The organism is Rhodococcus sp. MSC1_016 (genome assembly GCF_023667485.2).
GTDB classification, from domain to species: Bacteria; Actinomycetota; Actinomycetes; order Mycobacteriales; family Mycobacteriaceae; genus Rhodococcus_F; species Rhodococcus_F oxybenzonivorans.
In genome coordinates this window covers 6,284,252-6,299,177 of sequence record NZ_JAMOZI020000001.1, presented here as the reverse complement: position 1 = coordinate 6,299,177, position 14,926 = coordinate 6,284,252, and the positions used below count along the sequence as shown (strand labels likewise).

At 63.3% G+C, this 14,926-nt stretch carries 13 protein-coding genes and 1 pseudogene; 8 read left to right on the top strand and 6 right to left on the bottom strand.

Annotated features, from left to right (window positions below):
• Positions 1-120 precede the first annotated feature (120 nt).
• The 4 genes from L1080_RS29570 to L1080_RS29555 form a co-directional block, all read right to left on the bottom strand.
• Entirely contained in the window at positions 121-921 is an 801-nt protein-coding gene (locus tag L1080_RS29570; protein WP_159923493.1) for an enoyl-CoA hydratase/isomerase family protein, read from the bottom strand.
• Between the two features lie 128 nt (positions 922-1,049).
• On the bottom strand, positions 1,050-2,237 hold the full coding sequence (locus tag L1080_RS29565) for an acyl-CoA dehydrogenase family protein (protein ID WP_250776994.1): 1,188 nt from the start codon (positions 2,235-2,237) through the stop codon (positions 1,050-1,052).
• A gap of 37 nt (positions 2,238-2,274) precedes the next feature.
• Positions 2,275-3,162, bottom strand: a complete 888-nt coding sequence (locus L1080_RS29560) for an amidohydrolase family protein (RefSeq protein ID WP_159923489.1) — start codon at positions 3,160-3,162, stop codon at positions 2,275-2,277.
• Positions 3,163-3,249: 87 nt separating this feature from the next.
• A complete protein-coding gene (locus tag L1080_RS29555; RefSeq protein WP_159923487.1) occupies positions 3,250-4,041 on the bottom strand; it encodes an enoyl-CoA hydratase/isomerase family protein in 792 nt (263 codons plus the stop codon).
• 105 nt (positions 4,042-4,146) lie between these two features.
• Here L1080_RS29555 and L1080_RS29550 point away from each other — a divergent pair, with 105 nt between their 5' ends.
• The 5 genes from L1080_RS29550 (at position 4,147) to L1080_RS29530 (ending at position 9,853) form a co-directional block, all read left to right on the top strand.
• Positions 4,147-5,388 (top strand): acyl-CoA dehydrogenase family protein, encoded by a 1,242-nt coding sequence (locus L1080_RS29550; protein ID WP_159923485.1) that lies wholly within the window; start codon positions 4,147-4,149, stop codon positions 5,386-5,388.
• Complete coding sequence (locus L1080_RS29545) at positions 5,385-6,617, top strand: CaiB/BaiF CoA transferase family protein (protein WP_159923483.1); 1,233 nt, start codon at positions 5,385-5,387, stop codon at positions 6,615-6,617. The genes L1080_RS29550 and L1080_RS29545 overlap by 4 nt, the downstream gene beginning before the upstream one ends.
• A gap of 152 nt (positions 6,618-6,769) precedes the next feature.
• Positions 6,770-7,666, top strand: coding sequence for an enoyl-CoA hydratase (locus tag L1080_RS29540; RefSeq protein ID WP_159923481.1), 897 nt, complete (start codon positions 6,770-6,772; stop codon positions 7,664-7,666).
• Positions 7,663-9,129 carry a class I adenylate-forming enzyme family protein gene (locus L1080_RS29535; protein ID WP_159923479.1) on the top strand — a complete coding sequence of 489 codons (1,467 nt, stop codon included), beginning with the start codon at positions 7,663-7,665 and terminating at the stop codon, positions 9,127-9,129. The genes L1080_RS29540 and L1080_RS29535 overlap by 4 nt, the downstream gene beginning before the upstream one ends.
• 94 nt (positions 9,130-9,223) lie before the next feature.
• Positions 9,224-9,853, top strand: coding sequence for a TetR family transcriptional regulator (locus L1080_RS29530; protein WP_250776995.1), 630 nt, complete (start codon positions 9,224-9,226; stop codon positions 9,851-9,853).
• On the opposite strand, the pseudogene L1080_RS29525 reads toward L1080_RS29530, so the two are convergent.
• Positions 9,821-10,694: pseudogene (locus tag L1080_RS29525) on the bottom strand (IS5 family transposase). The gene L1080_RS29530 and the pseudogene L1080_RS29525 sit on opposite strands and share 33 nt — an antisense overlap.
• An 88-nt stretch (positions 10,695-10,782) precedes the next feature.
• A complete protein-coding gene (locus tag L1080_RS29520; RefSeq protein WP_159923475.1) occupies positions 10,783-10,956 on the bottom strand; it encodes a hypothetical protein in 174 nt (57 codons plus the stop codon).
• A gap of 366 nt (positions 10,957-11,322) precedes the next feature.
• Between L1080_RS29520 and L1080_RS29515 the strand changes: the two genes are divergently transcribed.
• From L1080_RS29515 to L1080_RS29505, 3 genes are all read left to right on the top strand, one after another.
• A complete protein-coding gene (locus tag L1080_RS29515; protein WP_159923473.1) occupies positions 11,323-12,531 on the top strand; it encodes an amidohydrolase family protein in 1,209 nt (402 codons plus the stop codon).
• Positions 12,532-12,617: 86 nt separating this feature from the next.
• Positions 12,618-13,772 (top strand): acyl-CoA dehydrogenase family protein, encoded by a 1,155-nt coding sequence (locus L1080_RS29510; RefSeq protein WP_159923471.1) that lies wholly within the window; start codon positions 12,618-12,620, stop codon positions 13,770-13,772.
• Entirely contained in the window at positions 13,769-14,827 is a 1,059-nt protein-coding gene (locus L1080_RS29505; RefSeq protein ID WP_159923469.1) for an acyl-CoA dehydrogenase family protein, read from the top strand. Before L1080_RS29510 ends, L1080_RS29505 begins: the two co-directional genes overlap by 4 nt.
• The last annotated feature ends 99 nt before the right edge of the window (positions 14,828-14,926 follow it).

Here is a 14,926-nt window from a genome sequence, read left to right as displayed (position 1 = left end):
GTGGATTCCAGGATCACCGAAACATCGATCGTCACCGTCCACCAACAGACCGCTTCGTAGTCAAAATGCGAGCTGCTGAGGAATGCGACCACCCGGCCAACTGCCGCACGATCCGAACCGTCACCGGCCCTCGAACACCGGCTTTCGGTGCTCGAGGAAGGCCGACATCGCTTCCCGTGAATCCGCGGTATTCACCGCGAGTATCTGAGTACGGTTCTCCCGGTCAACCGCCTCGCCGAAGCCACAATTCTGGTTCGCCCAGAATGCTTCCTTCGTCGCTTCGAGCCCGAACGGTGAGAAACCCGCGATCTGCGCGGCCATGTCAATGGCTGCAGGAAGCAACTCGTCGTCGGGGTGGACAGCCGAGACGATCCCGCGCCGCTCCGCCTCCCCCGCCGAAACCAACCGATTGGTCAGCATCAACTCGAGCGCGTTGGACGTCCCCACCAGACGCGGGAGACTCCAGCTGATCCCGCCCTCGCACGCGCTCAGCCCCATTCGGATCGCACCATCACGGAACGAACCCGACTCGCCGGCGATCCGCACATCGGTAGCAAGTGCGAGTCCGAGGCCCGCGCCGACGGCCGGACCGTTGATCGCCGCGATTACCGGCTGCCGAAGCTGACGCACGGCCAGCGCCAGACCGGACGTGCGGCGCTGTGCCTCGAAACGGGTCGGGATATCCACGTCACTGCGCCCTCGGGCACCCCCCACATCGGAGCCAGCACAGAACGCGCGACCGGCACCGGTAAGGACAACTACGCGCACATCGTGCTGCCGGTGCACCTCCGACAGGACCCTGCGTAGCTCGTCGATCAGTGGCCAAGTGAGGGCATTGAGACTCTCGGGACGATTGAGGGTGATCATTGCAACACCCGTTGCGGGCTCCGACACCAGGAGCAGCGACTCGTCGACATCCATGGTCAGTCCTTTCAATCGCGCTGTGTAGCGCAGAGTTTGCGGTTCGGATCGAAGAGGCGGTCCGGATCGGCTTATCGCAGTCGCCACAGCCATCAGAGTTCGATCGCCGTCCGGGTGGTAGGGGACGATCAGCGCGGAAGTCCCAGCAGGCGCTCGGAGGCAATATTGCGCTGGATCTCGGCGGTGCCACCGTAGATGGTCTCCGCGCGTGACGACAGGAACAGCTTTCGCATTCCTGCGGCAGGCTCGGTTCCCTCGAACAATGATTCCGCTCCCACGATGTCCATGGCGAGCTCGCCCATGCGCTGATGGTGCGTCGAGGCGAAGAGTTTCGTCGTAACGGAAGCGGCGGCCGTCGCTGCGCCCGGCTCCGGGGCTTCGTCGTCGAGGAGGTCCGCGACCACCCGCAGGTTCGTCGCGCGCATGAGCTTGACGCCGATATACACGTCCACGAGGCGTCGACGGATCGCGGGATCGTCAATCGCACCACCGCGTCGGGCCAGGTCGAGCATGGCGTCGTACTCCCGCTCCATACCGAGCTGTATCGGCATCAGGGCGCTCCCTCGCTCGAACCCGAGGGTCGTAATCACGACCGGCCATCCACCGTTGACCTCACCCACGGTGAGATCGAGCGGAGTCTGTGCATCGTTGAAGAAGCACTCGCTGAACTCGGTCGACCGGACGATGTTCTCGATCGGCCGGATCTCGACTCCGTCCTGGGCGACGTCGATCAGGAGCAGCGACAATCCCCGGTGGCGCAACGACAGATCCGGATCGGTACGACAGAGCACGTAGAGCCAGTCCGCGTTATGCCCAAAGGTGGTCCAGATCTTCTGGCCGTTGACGTGCCATACATTCTCGGCATCCAGAGTGGCGCGCGTGCGCACGTCGGCCAGATCCGAACCCGCACCGGGTTCGCTCCACCCCTGCCCCCACATCTCCTCGACCGCGAGGATCTTCGGCAGGAAGCGTTGGCGTTGCTCTTCGGTGCCACAGGCGATCAGGGTCGGACCGAGCAGATCGAGCGCCTGGGTGCTGACCCTCGCCGGTGCAGCAGCACGCGCGTACTCGTACTCGAATACAATCTCCTCGGCGAGGCCGAGCCCTCTACCGCCGTAGCGAGTGGGCCACGTCAGACCCAGCCAGCCGTCTCGGGAGAGTTCGCGCTCCCATTCGACCCTGAGATCCCACGCGGTGTCGTCGGTGGGACTGCCGATACCGCGGTGCGCGGCAAAGTCTCCGACCAGATGCTCGGAGAACCACGTTCGAACCTCCTCGCGGAAGTCGGCGACGTTCGGGGCGAAATCGTTGTCCATGTCGTGGAATCCTGATCCTAGACGGGCGGTAAAATGATCAACTCGGCTTCCCGAATACCTCGACTGCGTTGGCACCGAGGTAGCCGTCCCGGGCGGCACCGGCAAGAGGCAGGGCGCGGCCCTCCTCGATCGTGCGTTCGATCGGCAGGATCGGATAGTCCGAGGCCCACATGAGCTTGCGCGGATTGCGGCGTTGCGCAAAGGTGAGAATTTCCTCGGGGACGTACTTCGGAGCCCATCCCGCCGTCATGGCGAAAACGTTGGGGTGCTTGATCAGCATGGCGATCGTCTCGCTGATCCACGGGTCACCCAAATGGCTCATCACGAGCTTCAGGTCCGGGAAGGTGAGGGCGACCTCATCGATCAGAATCGTGCGCTGAAGCTTCGCGGGCTTCATCGGCCCCGGTACGCCGACATTGATCGAGACGACCGCACCCTCGTCGCAGGCGGCGGTGTAGGCCGGGTAGGCCAGCTTGTCGTCGATGGCGATGCCGGTGAACATCGGAATGATACGGATGCACTTGATCCCATACTCCCGCACTGCGATACGAACATGGCGTGCGGCATCGTAACCTAGTCGTGGGTCGATGCCGACCGAGGTGACGAAGCGGCCCGGGTAGTCACGCTGAATCTCGGCCAGCCGCGTACACGTCTCACGCAGCACCTGCTCGCCGGACTTCGTGCCGTGCACGAACGGGGGCGTGATGTCGCGTGGCACCTTGGTCAGCACGCCGGACGCGATACCTAGTCGGTCCATCTCGGCTACTACATCGGCGATCGTCTCACCGCCCTCGTAGGCGCTGTTTCCCCGTTTGAACCTCGCCACAACGGAGGGGTCGGGCGTGACCTCTCCCGGCTGGTAAGGCAGGTTGATCCAGGCATCGAACACTTCCGGCTCCGCGGACCCCGCCGTTTGATCTGTCATGTCCATCTCCTCGCTATCGTCGGGGTCGGCACATCGCCGCACGATCCCCTTTGGCCTGACCGACTTTGCGGCGGTCTCATCAGAGGGCTACCGGCCTCGATAGACCGGTGCCCGCTTCTCCTTCATCGCCGATAACGCCTCGGCCGAGTCCTCGGTCGCCGCAATGACGGCGAAGTGTGAGGACGCAAGATCGAGTGCGGTATTCAGATCTGCGCCGGCCGATTGGTAAGTGATCCGCTTGATCATCCGGCTCGTCAGCGGCGCGTGCCGTGCGATGGACTGCGCGAACGCACGGGTCTCATCTGCGAAGTCTTCCGCAGGCGCTACTCGGTTGGCCAATCCGATACGAAGGGCCTCGTCCGCCGAGACGAAGTCGCCGGTCAGCAGCATCTCCAGCGCCTTGGACGTGCCGACGATTCTCGGCAGATAATAGGCTCCACCGTCGCCGGGCGTCAGCCCGACACGGATATATCCCTCGGACAGTGATGCGGTCGACGACATGATCCGCATGTCACACATGAGGGCCATGTCGAGGCCTGCTCCGACCGCCACGCCGTTGATCGCGGCGATCACCGGTTTGTCGAGAGTTGCCATTGCCCGGGCCACTCTATGTATCTCGTCGTGTAACTGTGCTTTTCGCTCGATCGGAGTCAGTCCGGAATCGGCATTGGAGATCTGTCCCAGATCCACACCCGAGCAGAACGCCTTGTCGCCTGCCCCGGTCAGGACGACGACACGGACGTCGTCATCGTCGCCTGCATGACGGATCAGACGCTCCCACTCGCGAATCATCGCGAAAGTGAAAGCGTTACGGGCATCCGGCCGGTTAAGCGTGATCGTGCCGACGCCCTCGTCGAACGTCCAGTAAATTTCCTGCATCGATCACTCCTCCACACCACTCCGCTTGGGTCCGGGCCTTCAGGTTTTCCGACCTATCCACCCACGCATCTCGTCTAATTCGATAACTAATTGTACTATACGGCCATGGATGCCTCAGTAGACAGTTTCGGCGGGCTCACCCTTTCCGACGCCGACCGCGACTTCCGAGAGGAGGTGCGGACCTGGTTCGCCGACCACCTGACCGGGGAGTTCGCCGGCCAGGCCGACCGTGGCGGCCCCGACGATGATGACAACTGGGAGTTGCGTCGCGCCTGGGAGCACGAACTCGGCCGCGGCAACTGGCTCGGCCTCTCGTGGCCGCCCGAATATGGTGGCCGCGGCGCCACCATGACCCAGGAAATCATCTTCGCGATGGAGTATGCGCGTTCCGGAGCCCCCCCACGTGCCGCCTTTCACGGAGAGACATTGATGGCGCCGACGGCCTTGAGCTACGGCACCGAGGAACAGAAGAAGCGACTCCTGCTACCCATGTCCCGCGGCGAGGTGGTCTGGTGCCAGGGGTACTCCGAGCCCGGTGCAGGCTCCGACCTCGCCAATGTGGGAACTCGGGCGCAGCTCGACGGAACGGAGTGGGTGATCAACGGTCAGAAGATCTGGACCACCTTCGCCCACCACGCGAACTGGATGTTTGCAATCGTGCGGACGGACCCTCACTCCTCTAAGCACGCCGGTCTGTCCTATCTGCTCATTCCAATGGACCAACCAGGCGTCACCGTTCGGCCCATTCGAACAATGCTCGGGGACAGCGGCTTCAACGAGGTCTTCTTCGACGATGCCCGCACCTCTCAGGACAACGTCCTCGGTCCGGTGGGTGTCGGTTGGAGCGCCGCGATGACCACCCTCGGACACGAGCGGGCCACGTCGGTACTCAACTACCAGTTCTCGTTCGTCCGCGAGATGAAGCATCTGGAGACGCTCGCACGGCATCGCGGTGCACTCGACGATCCGGCGCTGCGGAGCCGGATTGTCGACTCGTATATCGGCCTGCAGATCATGGCATACAACAATCTGCGGACATTGACCACCGCGCTGCGCGAGGGCAAGTTCGGCCCGGAGGCATCGATCGGCAAGTACTACTGGTCGAAATGGCACCAGAAGTTCACCGACGTAGCAATGGACGTGCTCGGTCCGGAGGCTCTGCTCGGAACGGACTGGCGAACGGACGGTGATCCGAACACCCAGGAAGTGACCATCGACGAGGCGACGGCGATGCGTCGCGCATTCATCCGAAGTCGCGCAGAAACGATCTATGCGGGCGCCAGTGAAATCCAAAAAAACATCATTAGTGAGCGTGTGCTGAATCTTCCGAAGGAGCCCCGCCGATGACCAGCTCTGCCAATCCAGTCGCAGGCGCGCTGAGCGGGATACGCATTCTGGATCTCAGTCGCATCCTGGCCGCTCCGTTCGCCACGCAGCTCCTCGGCGATCTCGGCGCCGACATCATCAAGGTGGAGCGCCCAGGCTCCGGTGACGACGCCCGACAGTACGGCCCCCCGTTCCTGGGCGATCCCGAGGATCGCACGTCTGGCTTCTACTTGAGCACCAACCGGAACAAGAGATCCATCACGGTCGATCACTCACGGACGGAGGGTGCCGATCTGATTCGCGCGATCGCCGCCGAGTCCGACGTACTTATCGAAAACTTTCGAACCGGGGTGCTGTCGAAGTACGGGCTCGGCTACGACGAACTGCGTAAGGTCAATCCCGGCCTGATCTATTGCTCCGTGACGGGCTTCGGTCAGGACGGCCCTTATGCATCGCGGGCCGGATACGACGGGGTCTTCCAGGCAATGTGCGGCATGATGAGCGTGTCCGGCCATCCTGACGGCGAGCCCGGAGCGGGCCCGATGAAGGTCGGTGTCTCGATGGTCGACGTCATCACCGGCCTCTACACGACCTCCGCCATCCTGGCTGCTCTTCGGCATCGCGATGTCTCGGACGGTGCCGGTCAGTACATCGACATATCGCTGCTCGACTGCGGGCTGGCCTCCCTCTCGCACTACGTGCAGAACTACCTCGTCTCCGGGGTTCCCGCCCCTCGCCGCGGCAACGGTGGCTTCGGCGGCATCCCGTCCCAGGCCTTCGAGTGCGCGGATGGTGAGGACATCTTCGTCGTCGCGAGCACAGCACCTCAATTCGCGGCACTCGCACGGGCTCTCGGACGGGACGAACTCGTCGACGATCCGCGGTTCGCGACCGTCTCGGCCCGCATCGAGAATCGCGATCTCGTTCTCGACGAGCTGTCAGCGATCTTCCGGCAGCACCCGTCCGCGCATTGGGTGAAACGGTTGGAGGAGGCGGGCGTTCCATGCAGTCCGGTGAACTCGATCCCCGAGGTGTTCGCGAATCCTCAGGTTGTCCACCGTGGGATGCTCCAGCGCGACGAGGACGACGAGCTCGACTTGCTCCGGAACCCGATTCGGCTCTCGCAGACGCCGATCGCGGAGTACCGTCGGCCGCCGAATCTCGGTGAGCACACCGACGAAATTCTGACCGGAGTCCTCGGCAAGGGTCCGGAAGATGTGGCCCGTCTGCACAAATTGGGCGTCGTCTGATGGAACCCTGGGATAGTCGACTCCGGCTGCATCGCTCGCCACCACACGAGCTGCGCGGTGTGAGTTGACGACCACCGGTACGCGTCCCCTAACCGAGTATCCAACGGCGCCCGCTGCAATTGTGATGTCAGAAACAGAATGAAGGACTCGAGATGACCTACACATTCATCCGGTACGAGAGGGTGGGTGCGGGCAACATCGCTCGCATCGTCCTCGATCGTCCCGAGACGAGGAACGCACAGAACCGAGGTCTGCTGACCGAGCTTGACGATGCGTTCCGGCGAGCCGAGCAGGACGATTCGATCGATGTGATCATTCTGTCCGGCAGCGGAGCCGGATTCTCGTCCGGTCACGATATGGGCTCCGAGATCGCGGCACTCGAGGAGTTGCCCGGGCCCCGCCAGCATCCGACGTTCCGCATCGACGGTGGTACGGCGGAGTCTCACGTCGAGCGCCGTATGAGGCAAGAGTGGCACTACTACTTCGAGTGCACCCGGCGGTGGCGGGAGTTGCGGAAGATCACCATCGCGCAGGTCCACGGCAAGGTGATTTCGGCCGGGCTCATGCTGATGTGGGCATGCGACCTCATTGTGGCGGCGGAGGACACGTTGTTCGCCGATGTCGTGGCGGTTCGGCTGGGGATGCCCGGGGTGGAGTACATGGCGCACCCGTTCGAGTTCGGGCCGCGCAGGGCGAAGGAGCTCCTCCTGACCGGAGATGCCATCGATGCGGAGGAGGCGCACCGGATCGGCATGGTGTCCAAGGTGTTCCCCGGGGAGGAACTCGGCGAGCGTACCGTCGAGTTCGCGAGTCGCATCGCCCGCCGGCCGGCGATGGCCCGCCTCCTGATCAAGGACTCGGTCAATGGCGCAGTGGATGCGATGGGATTTCAGGAGTCGCTCCGCCACAGTTTCGGTCTGCATCAGCTGGGTCATGCACACTGGACGGCGCTGCACGAGGACAAGTTTCCGGCGGCGAAACCGGGCCCTGACATCGAGGACTGGAAAGCTGCCGGACCGCTGCAGACCGCGAATCCACACCGCGCATGATCAAACGATTCACCCACTATGCATCGCTTCCGGCACGAGCCGCCGAACGGTGGCCTGAGCGGGTCGCTCTCGAATTCGAAGGAGAGCGATGGACATTCCGTGAGTTCGACCGCGCCGTCCATCGAACTGAACTTCTACTTTTCGACGCCGGTATACGTGCCGGAATGCGTACCGTGCTTCTGTTGGAGAACAGCCCTGAGTATGTCTTCGCGCAGTTCGCACTCGCCCGGATCGGCGCGGCGTTCGTGACACCGAACCCCTACTGGACCGACGTGGAGCTCCGGCGTACGCTTGCGCCGGTCGGCGCGCAAGCAGCGATCGTCGCGGCACGGCACGAGCGGATGGCAGGCGGTTTTCCTGTCTGCATTCGCGCCGAGGAGATCCGCACGAGTCCGTGCGGCACCGAGATTCCGGTGATCTCGACGGACCACGATCCCGGCTCGGGGCATTCGCGCCGTGAACTGTGCATCCCATTCTCCTCTGGCACGACTGGCCTCCCTAAAGGTGTGGTGCACACCCACGCAAGCCTGGCGGGCGGCATCGGCCAGCTCGTACGGCACCTGCACCTGACGGAAAAGGATCGACTCCAGATCTCCCTGCCGCTGTGCCATATCTTCGGTACGTCCATGATGGGCGCCGCAGTATCCGCGGGGGCGAAGGTCACCCTGTTCGAGCGGTTCGACTTCGACCAGTGCATCCGACAACTCAGGGAGGACGCCGTTACAGTGTGGCCTCTTGCCGGAAGTGTGGCCAACCGCTTGGCGGAACTCCCCACCCTGAGCCGGCGAGACTTTCCCGGTCTTCGGTTCTTCATGTGGGGAGGAAGCGCCGTTCCGGAGCACCTTGCGTCGGTGATCACGTCCCGAACTGGAATCGGATTTCTCTGCTCGTATGGCATGACCGAAGCATTTGCGACTGCGTTCAACCCGGTCGATTCGCCTGCCCTGTGGCGCCTGGACTCACCTGGATTCCCAACCGCAGGCACCGAGATCCGGCTCGGTGTGGACAATGAAATCGAGGTGCGCAGCCCGTGTGTGGCGAGCGGCTACACGACGCAACCCGCGGATGCCGCCGACGAGACGTTTCTCCCCGGTGGGTGGCTCCGCACAGGGGACGTGGGCCGGATCGATCCCGATGGCCGTCTGTGGATTGTCGACCGCCGGAAGGACATGATCAAGGTGTCGGGATTCCAGGTAGCGCCGGCCGAGGTCGAGATCGAGCTCCTCCGCCATCCCGCAGTGACGGACGCCGCAGTTATCGGGCGCCCCGACGAACGGCGCGGCGAACAGGTTGTCGCATTCGTGGTCGCTTCCGAGCCGGTCTCGCCGGACGATTTGCTGGCCGACCTCGCGGATCGCTTAGCAAGCTACAAACTCCCTCGCAAGGTCGTCTTCGTCGACCGGCTCCCCCGCACCTCGGCAGGCAAGCTGCAACGGGCGCTTCTTCGCAGCGGTAGCAGCTAGCCACCCGACGACCACATCCTCGACAGCTCGACGTTGCTATCGTCGCTCTATCCCATCGTGCATGGCACAGCACCCGAACAGGAGAGTAGACATCATGACGTCGCTTCGCGAACGGAACCGAACCCGGACGCGCCGCGACATCGAGAATGCCGCTTTGGAGCTCTTCGAGAAGCAAGGCTACGACGCCACTGGTGTCGACGAGATCACGGAACTGGCAGGGGTGTCACGCGCGACCTTCTTTCGCTACTACGGGTCCAAGGAGGAAGTGCTGTTCACCAACGAGACCGACGCGGTCGCCGAGATGGTGGCACACATCGCCGAACGGGAAGACCCGCGCCAGAACCTCGCCGCCCTGGCATCACCGGTGGCCCGCTTCGGTCGCGGTCTGCTCGACGACGATTCTTCGGAGGGACAGCGCCTGACACGTCTGGTCATGACCACCCGCGAACTCGAGGCACGCAGCATGCGAATGCGACTGCGGTGGGAACGTGGCATCGCCCGGCAGCTCGCGCGGGAACGCGATGAGCAGTCTCCCGCCACAACGGATATTCTTCTCGCCAACCTCGCCGTGGCCTGCCTCGCGGCCGCCCTTTGGGCGTGGCAGGCCAGCCCGGAGGACACCACCATCGAACGGATTCTCGGGGATCAGTTCGCTGACGCACTTCGTCTGTGCGGCCTAGGGTTCTGTCTGCTAATTGCGCAGACGGTGCGTTGTGACTGTTGAGGCGAGGAGTACGCCACCGAGGTAAGTGATGGCGTACTTGTCATACCGAGTGGCTATACCGCGCCAGTGCTTGAGTCGATTGAAACCCCGCTCAACGGTGTTGCGGTGTCGGTAGAGCGCCGGGTCGAAGGCCGGTGGTCGCCCGCCTCGGGAACCTTTCTCCTTCCGTCGTGCAATCTGATCGGATCGTTCCGGAATCGTGTGCGAGATGCGCTTTTCCCGCAGGAAGTTTCGAGTCGAAGGATGGGAGTACGCCTTGTCTGCCAGCAACCGCATCGTGCCACCGTGCCGATCCGGATAGATCTCGAGCAGCGGCGCCAGCTGTGGGTTATCGCCGACCTGCCCGGCAGTCAGCAACAGGGCGACCGGAGCGCAGGTGCCGTCGATGAGGGCGTGGATCTTCGTCGTCCACCCGCCTCGGGACCGTCCCAGGGCGTGATCGGTGGGCTCGCCCGCAAACGTGTAATTCGACTCAGCCCCCTGTGGATCTGGGAGCTGGAGCACCCGCCGCATGCTGATGGGCACGCACGCTGGTCGAGTCGATCGAGACCAGAGCCGCCAACGCCTCATCGTCGACATCACGGACCGCATGCACGGCGCGGAACATTGCCTCGTAGGTTCCGTCGATCGACCAGCGCTTGTGTCGTTCCCAGATCGACTGCCAGGCACCGAACTCGTCGGGAATATCCCGCCATGGGGAACCGGTCCGGAACCGCCAGCAGATCGCCTCGAGTGTCACGCGGTGGTCGTTCCATGGCCGACCACGCCGCGGACACGACGTGGGCATCACTTCCGCGAGCACCTCCCACAAGTCATCGGAAATCACACCTGAACGAGTCACCTGTCCACCATGAACCATCTTCGCCTCGCGATTTAGCAGACACGCCCTAGAGGGCCGGTGAGCCCGACGCGCGAGGTCTGATCCGCGCCTATACGCGCGGATAGACGGCGGCGAGGGCTATCTGGTCGCTCAAATTCGCACCGGTAGCACGGACACTTGCCCAGAGCGCTTCACGGAAGCGGCGCGTCGACATGCCGAATTGCTCGAAGATCTCGTCGGCGGGAGCCCCACCGTAGGGCAACCACATCCGAGCGAACGCCATAATCTCGTTCGCAGGCCGGCCCGGCAGGACGCCGGCACGCGGCACCGCCAGCCTTCGGCCGCCTTCCACTGGGCGAAAATCCCTGCACGCGTGGCGAAGAACGGAGTCGCTTCCGACTCGGTTAGGTTCCATGTGCATACCTCCAAAAGTACGTCCACCGGTCATGGCGTTCCGGCAGAACACCCTCGCTGATAAGCTTAATTATATACCGGTATAGCCATTGCGCGACAAGTTCTCAGACTGATACTCTGTCTCACATCGGTGGAACTTTTCCACCAAATCTACGGTGGAACTCTTCCACCAAATCAACGGTGGAGATCTCCACCAAACATCGTCCTGCCGAGACGACACACCCGGAGGTGAGCAATGGCGCTGATCCAGAACTCTGTGGGAAAGCTCCCCTACCTACTGACAGACTTCGACCAGCACTCCTACGAGGCACCGGACGCATTCACACGCTTCATGCCGAAGAACAAGCTGCACACGGCGGTACGGCCGATCGAAGCACCCGGGTTCGACCGTAAGGTCCTGCTTGCGAACGACCGCATCGTCACCGCCCTCGAAGCAGACCTCGAACAGGCCTACGTACCGGGATCTCTGGTCGAGATGCTCAAACAACGGGCTTCAGGTAACGCTACCGACGCCGAGCGGTTCTACGAGCCCATCCAGCCGGAGTACCGCGACCGGGACAAGCGTCTCATCCAGCTCGCCGAGCAGCAGATCGAGAAGACCGTGATGTACCCGGGCGGCTGGGGACTGCTCGCGGAGGCCTACCTTGACGACGCGGAGGTTCTCTACGACAACCTCGAGTCGTTCAACCGTTGGATCGATGAGGACTGGGGCTTTTGCTACAAGGACACAATCCACGCTCCTGCGTTGCTGTCGTTGCGCGACCTTGATCGGGCCTGTGCCGAGTTGGACCGAGTTCTGAACGCGGGCGCGCGGTTCATCATGCTCCCTGCCGGCCCCGCTTACGGCCGATCCCCCGGTGATCCCTACTTCGACCCGTTCTGGGCCCGCGTCAACGAGGCGAAGATTGTCGTCTCGTACCACATCTCGGAGTTCTACTATCAGGCCAATGTCGCCGCAGACTGGGGTTGGAAGTTGGTTCCGCCCTTCCAGTTCTCCGCATGGCAGTGGCAGAACACCTACGGCGAGCGGCCAATCACCGACACCCTATCGGCCCTGATCTTCGACAACCTGTTCGGCCGCTTCCCGAATATCAGGGTCCTTGTCAGCGAGTTCGGAGCCGAGTGGGTTCCGCACTTCATCCGGCACATGGACAAGAGTCGCGGCATGGCACGGAACGGCCGCTGGCTCGGAGGCCAGCTGTCCGAGCGGCCGAGCACGATCTTCAAGAACCACATCCGCGTAGTCCCGTACCCGGAGGACGACACGGTCACCATGGCCGACAAGCTCGGCACGGTGGACTGCTTGGTCATGGGTTCGGACTGGCCACACGCCGAGGGTCTGCGCGAACCGGCCGACTTCTTCCAGAAGGCCGAAGGGCTCGGAGAAGAACGACGAAAACTGTTCCTGCGCGACAACGGAATAGGACTGTTCACCGGCGCCTGACCGTCGGCTGATCGAGCGCGGCGCCGTGGTCCCTCCCGAATCCACGGCGCCGCGCAACACCTATCGAGCAAGAGGTGGTTCCGACCATGATTGGATTAGTCCCGGATGTTGTCCCGCTCCCTGCGGAGACAATTGACCTCCGCAGAGCGGTCAGGGAATTCCTCGCCGCGGATCGCGAGCAATACCGGTGGGAGTCCCGTGTGGACTCCTGGATCTCCTCGTGGGATCCCGGATTCAGCCAACGTCTCGCCCGTCAGGGTTGGGTCGGTATGACAATCCCTACCGACTTCGGGGGTCCGGGACGTACCCACCTGGAACGTTTTGTCGTCACCGAGGAACTCCTTGCCCACGGTGCCCCCGTCGCCGCCCACTGGGTCGCTGACCGGCAGGTCGCCCCGGCACTGGTCCGGCACGGGAACACCGTCCAACGTGAGCGTTATCTGACCCGAATCGCCAACGGCACTTGCCACTTCGCGATCGGAATGAGCGAACCTGAGGCTGGTTCCGACCTGGCCGCAGTTCGCACCCGGGGCGTTCGCGCTGACGGCGGATGGCACGTCACCGGGACCAAGGTCTGGACTTCCGGAGCTCACCACAGCGAAGCCTTCTTCGTCCTCGCTCGTACGTCGGAACTCGATCCGACCCACCGCCACGACGGCCTGAGCCAATTCCTCGTCCCCCTCGACTCACCGGGCATCGAGATCAGACCAATCAAATTACTGACCGGACAGCACCACTTCAACGAGGTCGTCCTCGACCGCGTCTTCGTACCAGATGACATGGTCGTGGGCGCCATAGGTTCGGGCTGGGGCCAGGTCGGGTCGGAACTCGGTTTCGAACGGAGTGGGCCGGAGCGGTTCCTCTCACCGCAACCGCTACTCGACAGTGTCGCGACCCGACTGGACCCCGAGAACAGCGGTGCGATGACGACACTCGGCGGCCTCGTCGCCGACCTGATGACGTTGCGCCACCTCTCCGGTTCCGTCGCGCGTGCGCTATCCGGTAACGAGTCGGCCGATCTGAGCGCGGCCGTGGTCAAGGAGATCGGCACGTCCTACGAACAACGCCTCGTGAGCGAGTGCGCCGAGCTGATTCCCGAGGTCCGTCCTGATCTGGAGTCGGACGACGAGATCTCCCGGCTGCTTGCCGAAGCTCTGCTGCACTCCCCCGGTTTTACACTTCGCGGTGGCACCAGCGAGATTCTCCGCGGGGTCATCGCCCGAGGATTGGGACTTCGATGACATCGACCTTGCACGTACCCACCGCGGACGAAATCAACGCGTTGCGCGAACTGGCCGACGACATGTTCGCATCGATCGTCGAGCCCCACCTCCACAGTCCGACTGTGTCCCTCCCATTTTCGGTCGACGCATGGGACCTTCTCGGCGAGGCAGGTCTGACACTGTTGACCACACCCGAGTCTTCGGGCGGTAGCGGCGCCGGACTCATGGAAGCATCCATCCTGCTCGATCGCGGCGGATTCCATGCACTTCCTGCCCCCCTCGCCGAAACCGATCTGCTGGGCGCCTGGCTACTCACCGAGCTCGGCGAAACCCCATCGGGATCTCCGAGCACCGCCGTCTGCGTCGATCTGGCACGTTCGCAAATCTCCGCCGACGACATCCGCTTGCCTGCAGTTCCGTGGGCAGCGGTGGCCGCGGACATCCTGATCGTCGGGAAGGACTTCATCGGGTACCTTCCGCTGGATCGTGCGACGATCACGCCCGTCGGCGACCTAGCCGGCGAGAACTGCGCCGTCGTCCGTTTCGCCGGCCGGGACCTCGATGTCACCTCGGTGTCGTCCGACCTTCGCATGCAGCTGCGGACACGGGGAGCATGGGCTCGATCGATCCAAATCTGCGGTGCGCTGGAGCGCTCCCTCGATCTCGCGATCACTCATGTCTCGGAACGGCATCAGTTCGGTCGGCCGATCGGCAGGTTCCAGGCGGTGCAGGATCTGATCGCTCGCTCCGTCGGCCTGTTGACGACAGCGAAGGCCGCGACCGCACACGCCGTCACCGTCGCCGCTGAGGACGGGTTCGTGTCCGATACGACCTCGATTGCCACAGCCGTGGCAAAGATTCAGGCCGGGCGAGCCGCGGTGGGAGTCGGCCGCAACGTGCACCAAGCGTTCGGTGCCATCGGATTCACCCTCGACCACCAGCTGCGGCACTTCACCACTCGTGCCCTGTCCTGGAACCGTGATTTCGGGACACCGACCGAGTGGTCGACCGACCTCGGACGTCGCGCCATGCGCTCAGACGGGTCGGTGTGGGAGTTCGCGGTTTCCCACTGACTCCCTGCAGGACGTTTCCACAACTGTTAACAGAAACTCAATTCAGCTGATTACCGAGACCGCACAGCGGTCACCGTTCCAGTTCCAGACGGAGGGATA

What these genes read in the sequence shown, in the direction of transcription:
- L1080_RS29570 (WP_159923493.1), bottom strand. Translation starts at nt 921, where the DNA reads ATGGATGTCGACGAGTCGCTGCTCCTGGTGTCGGAGCCCGCAACGGGT.
- L1080_RS29565 (WP_250776994.1), bottom strand. Translation starts at nt 2,237, where the DNA reads ATGGACAACGATTTCGCCCCGAACGTCGCCGACTTCCGCGAGGAGGTT.
- L1080_RS29560 (WP_159923489.1), bottom strand. Translation starts at nt 3,162, where the DNA reads ATGACAGATCAAACGGCGGGGTCCGCGGAGCCGGAAGTGTTCGATGCC.
- L1080_RS29555 (WP_159923487.1), bottom strand. Translation starts at nt 4,041, where the DNA reads ATGCAGGAAATTTACTGGACGTTCGACGAGGGCGTCGGCACGATCACG.
- L1080_RS29550 (WP_159923485.1), top strand. Translation starts at nt 4,147, where the DNA reads ATGGATGCCTCAGTAGACAGTTTCGGCGGGCTCACCCTTTCCGACGCC.
- L1080_RS29545 (WP_159923483.1), top strand. Translation starts at nt 5,385, where the DNA reads ATGACCAGCTCTGCCAATCCAGTCGCAGGCGCGCTGAGCGGGATACGC.
- L1080_RS29540 (WP_159923481.1), top strand. Translation starts at nt 6,770, where the DNA reads ATGACCTACACATTCATCCGGTACGAGAGGGTGGGTGCGGGCAACATC.
- L1080_RS29535 (WP_159923479.1), top strand. Translation starts at nt 7,663, where the DNA reads ATGATCAAACGATTCACCCACTATGCATCGCTTCCGGCACGAGCCGCC.
- L1080_RS29530 (WP_250776995.1), top strand. Translation starts at nt 9,224, where the DNA reads ATGACGTCGCTTCGCGAACGGAACCGAACCCGGACGCGCCGCGACATC.
- L1080_RS29520 (WP_159923475.1), bottom strand. Translation starts at nt 10,956, where the DNA reads ATGGCGTTCGCTCGGATGTGGTTGCCCTACGGTGGGGCTCCCGCCGAC.
- L1080_RS29515 (WP_159923473.1), top strand. Translation starts at nt 11,323, where the DNA reads ATGGCGCTGATCCAGAACTCTGTGGGAAAGCTCCCCTACCTACTGACA.
- L1080_RS29510 (WP_159923471.1), top strand. Translation starts at nt 12,618, where the DNA reads ATGATTGGATTAGTCCCGGATGTTGTCCCGCTCCCTGCGGAGACAATT.
- L1080_RS29505 (WP_159923469.1), top strand. Translation starts at nt 13,769, where the DNA reads ATGACATCGACCTTGCACGTACCCACCGCGGACGAAATCAACGCGTTG.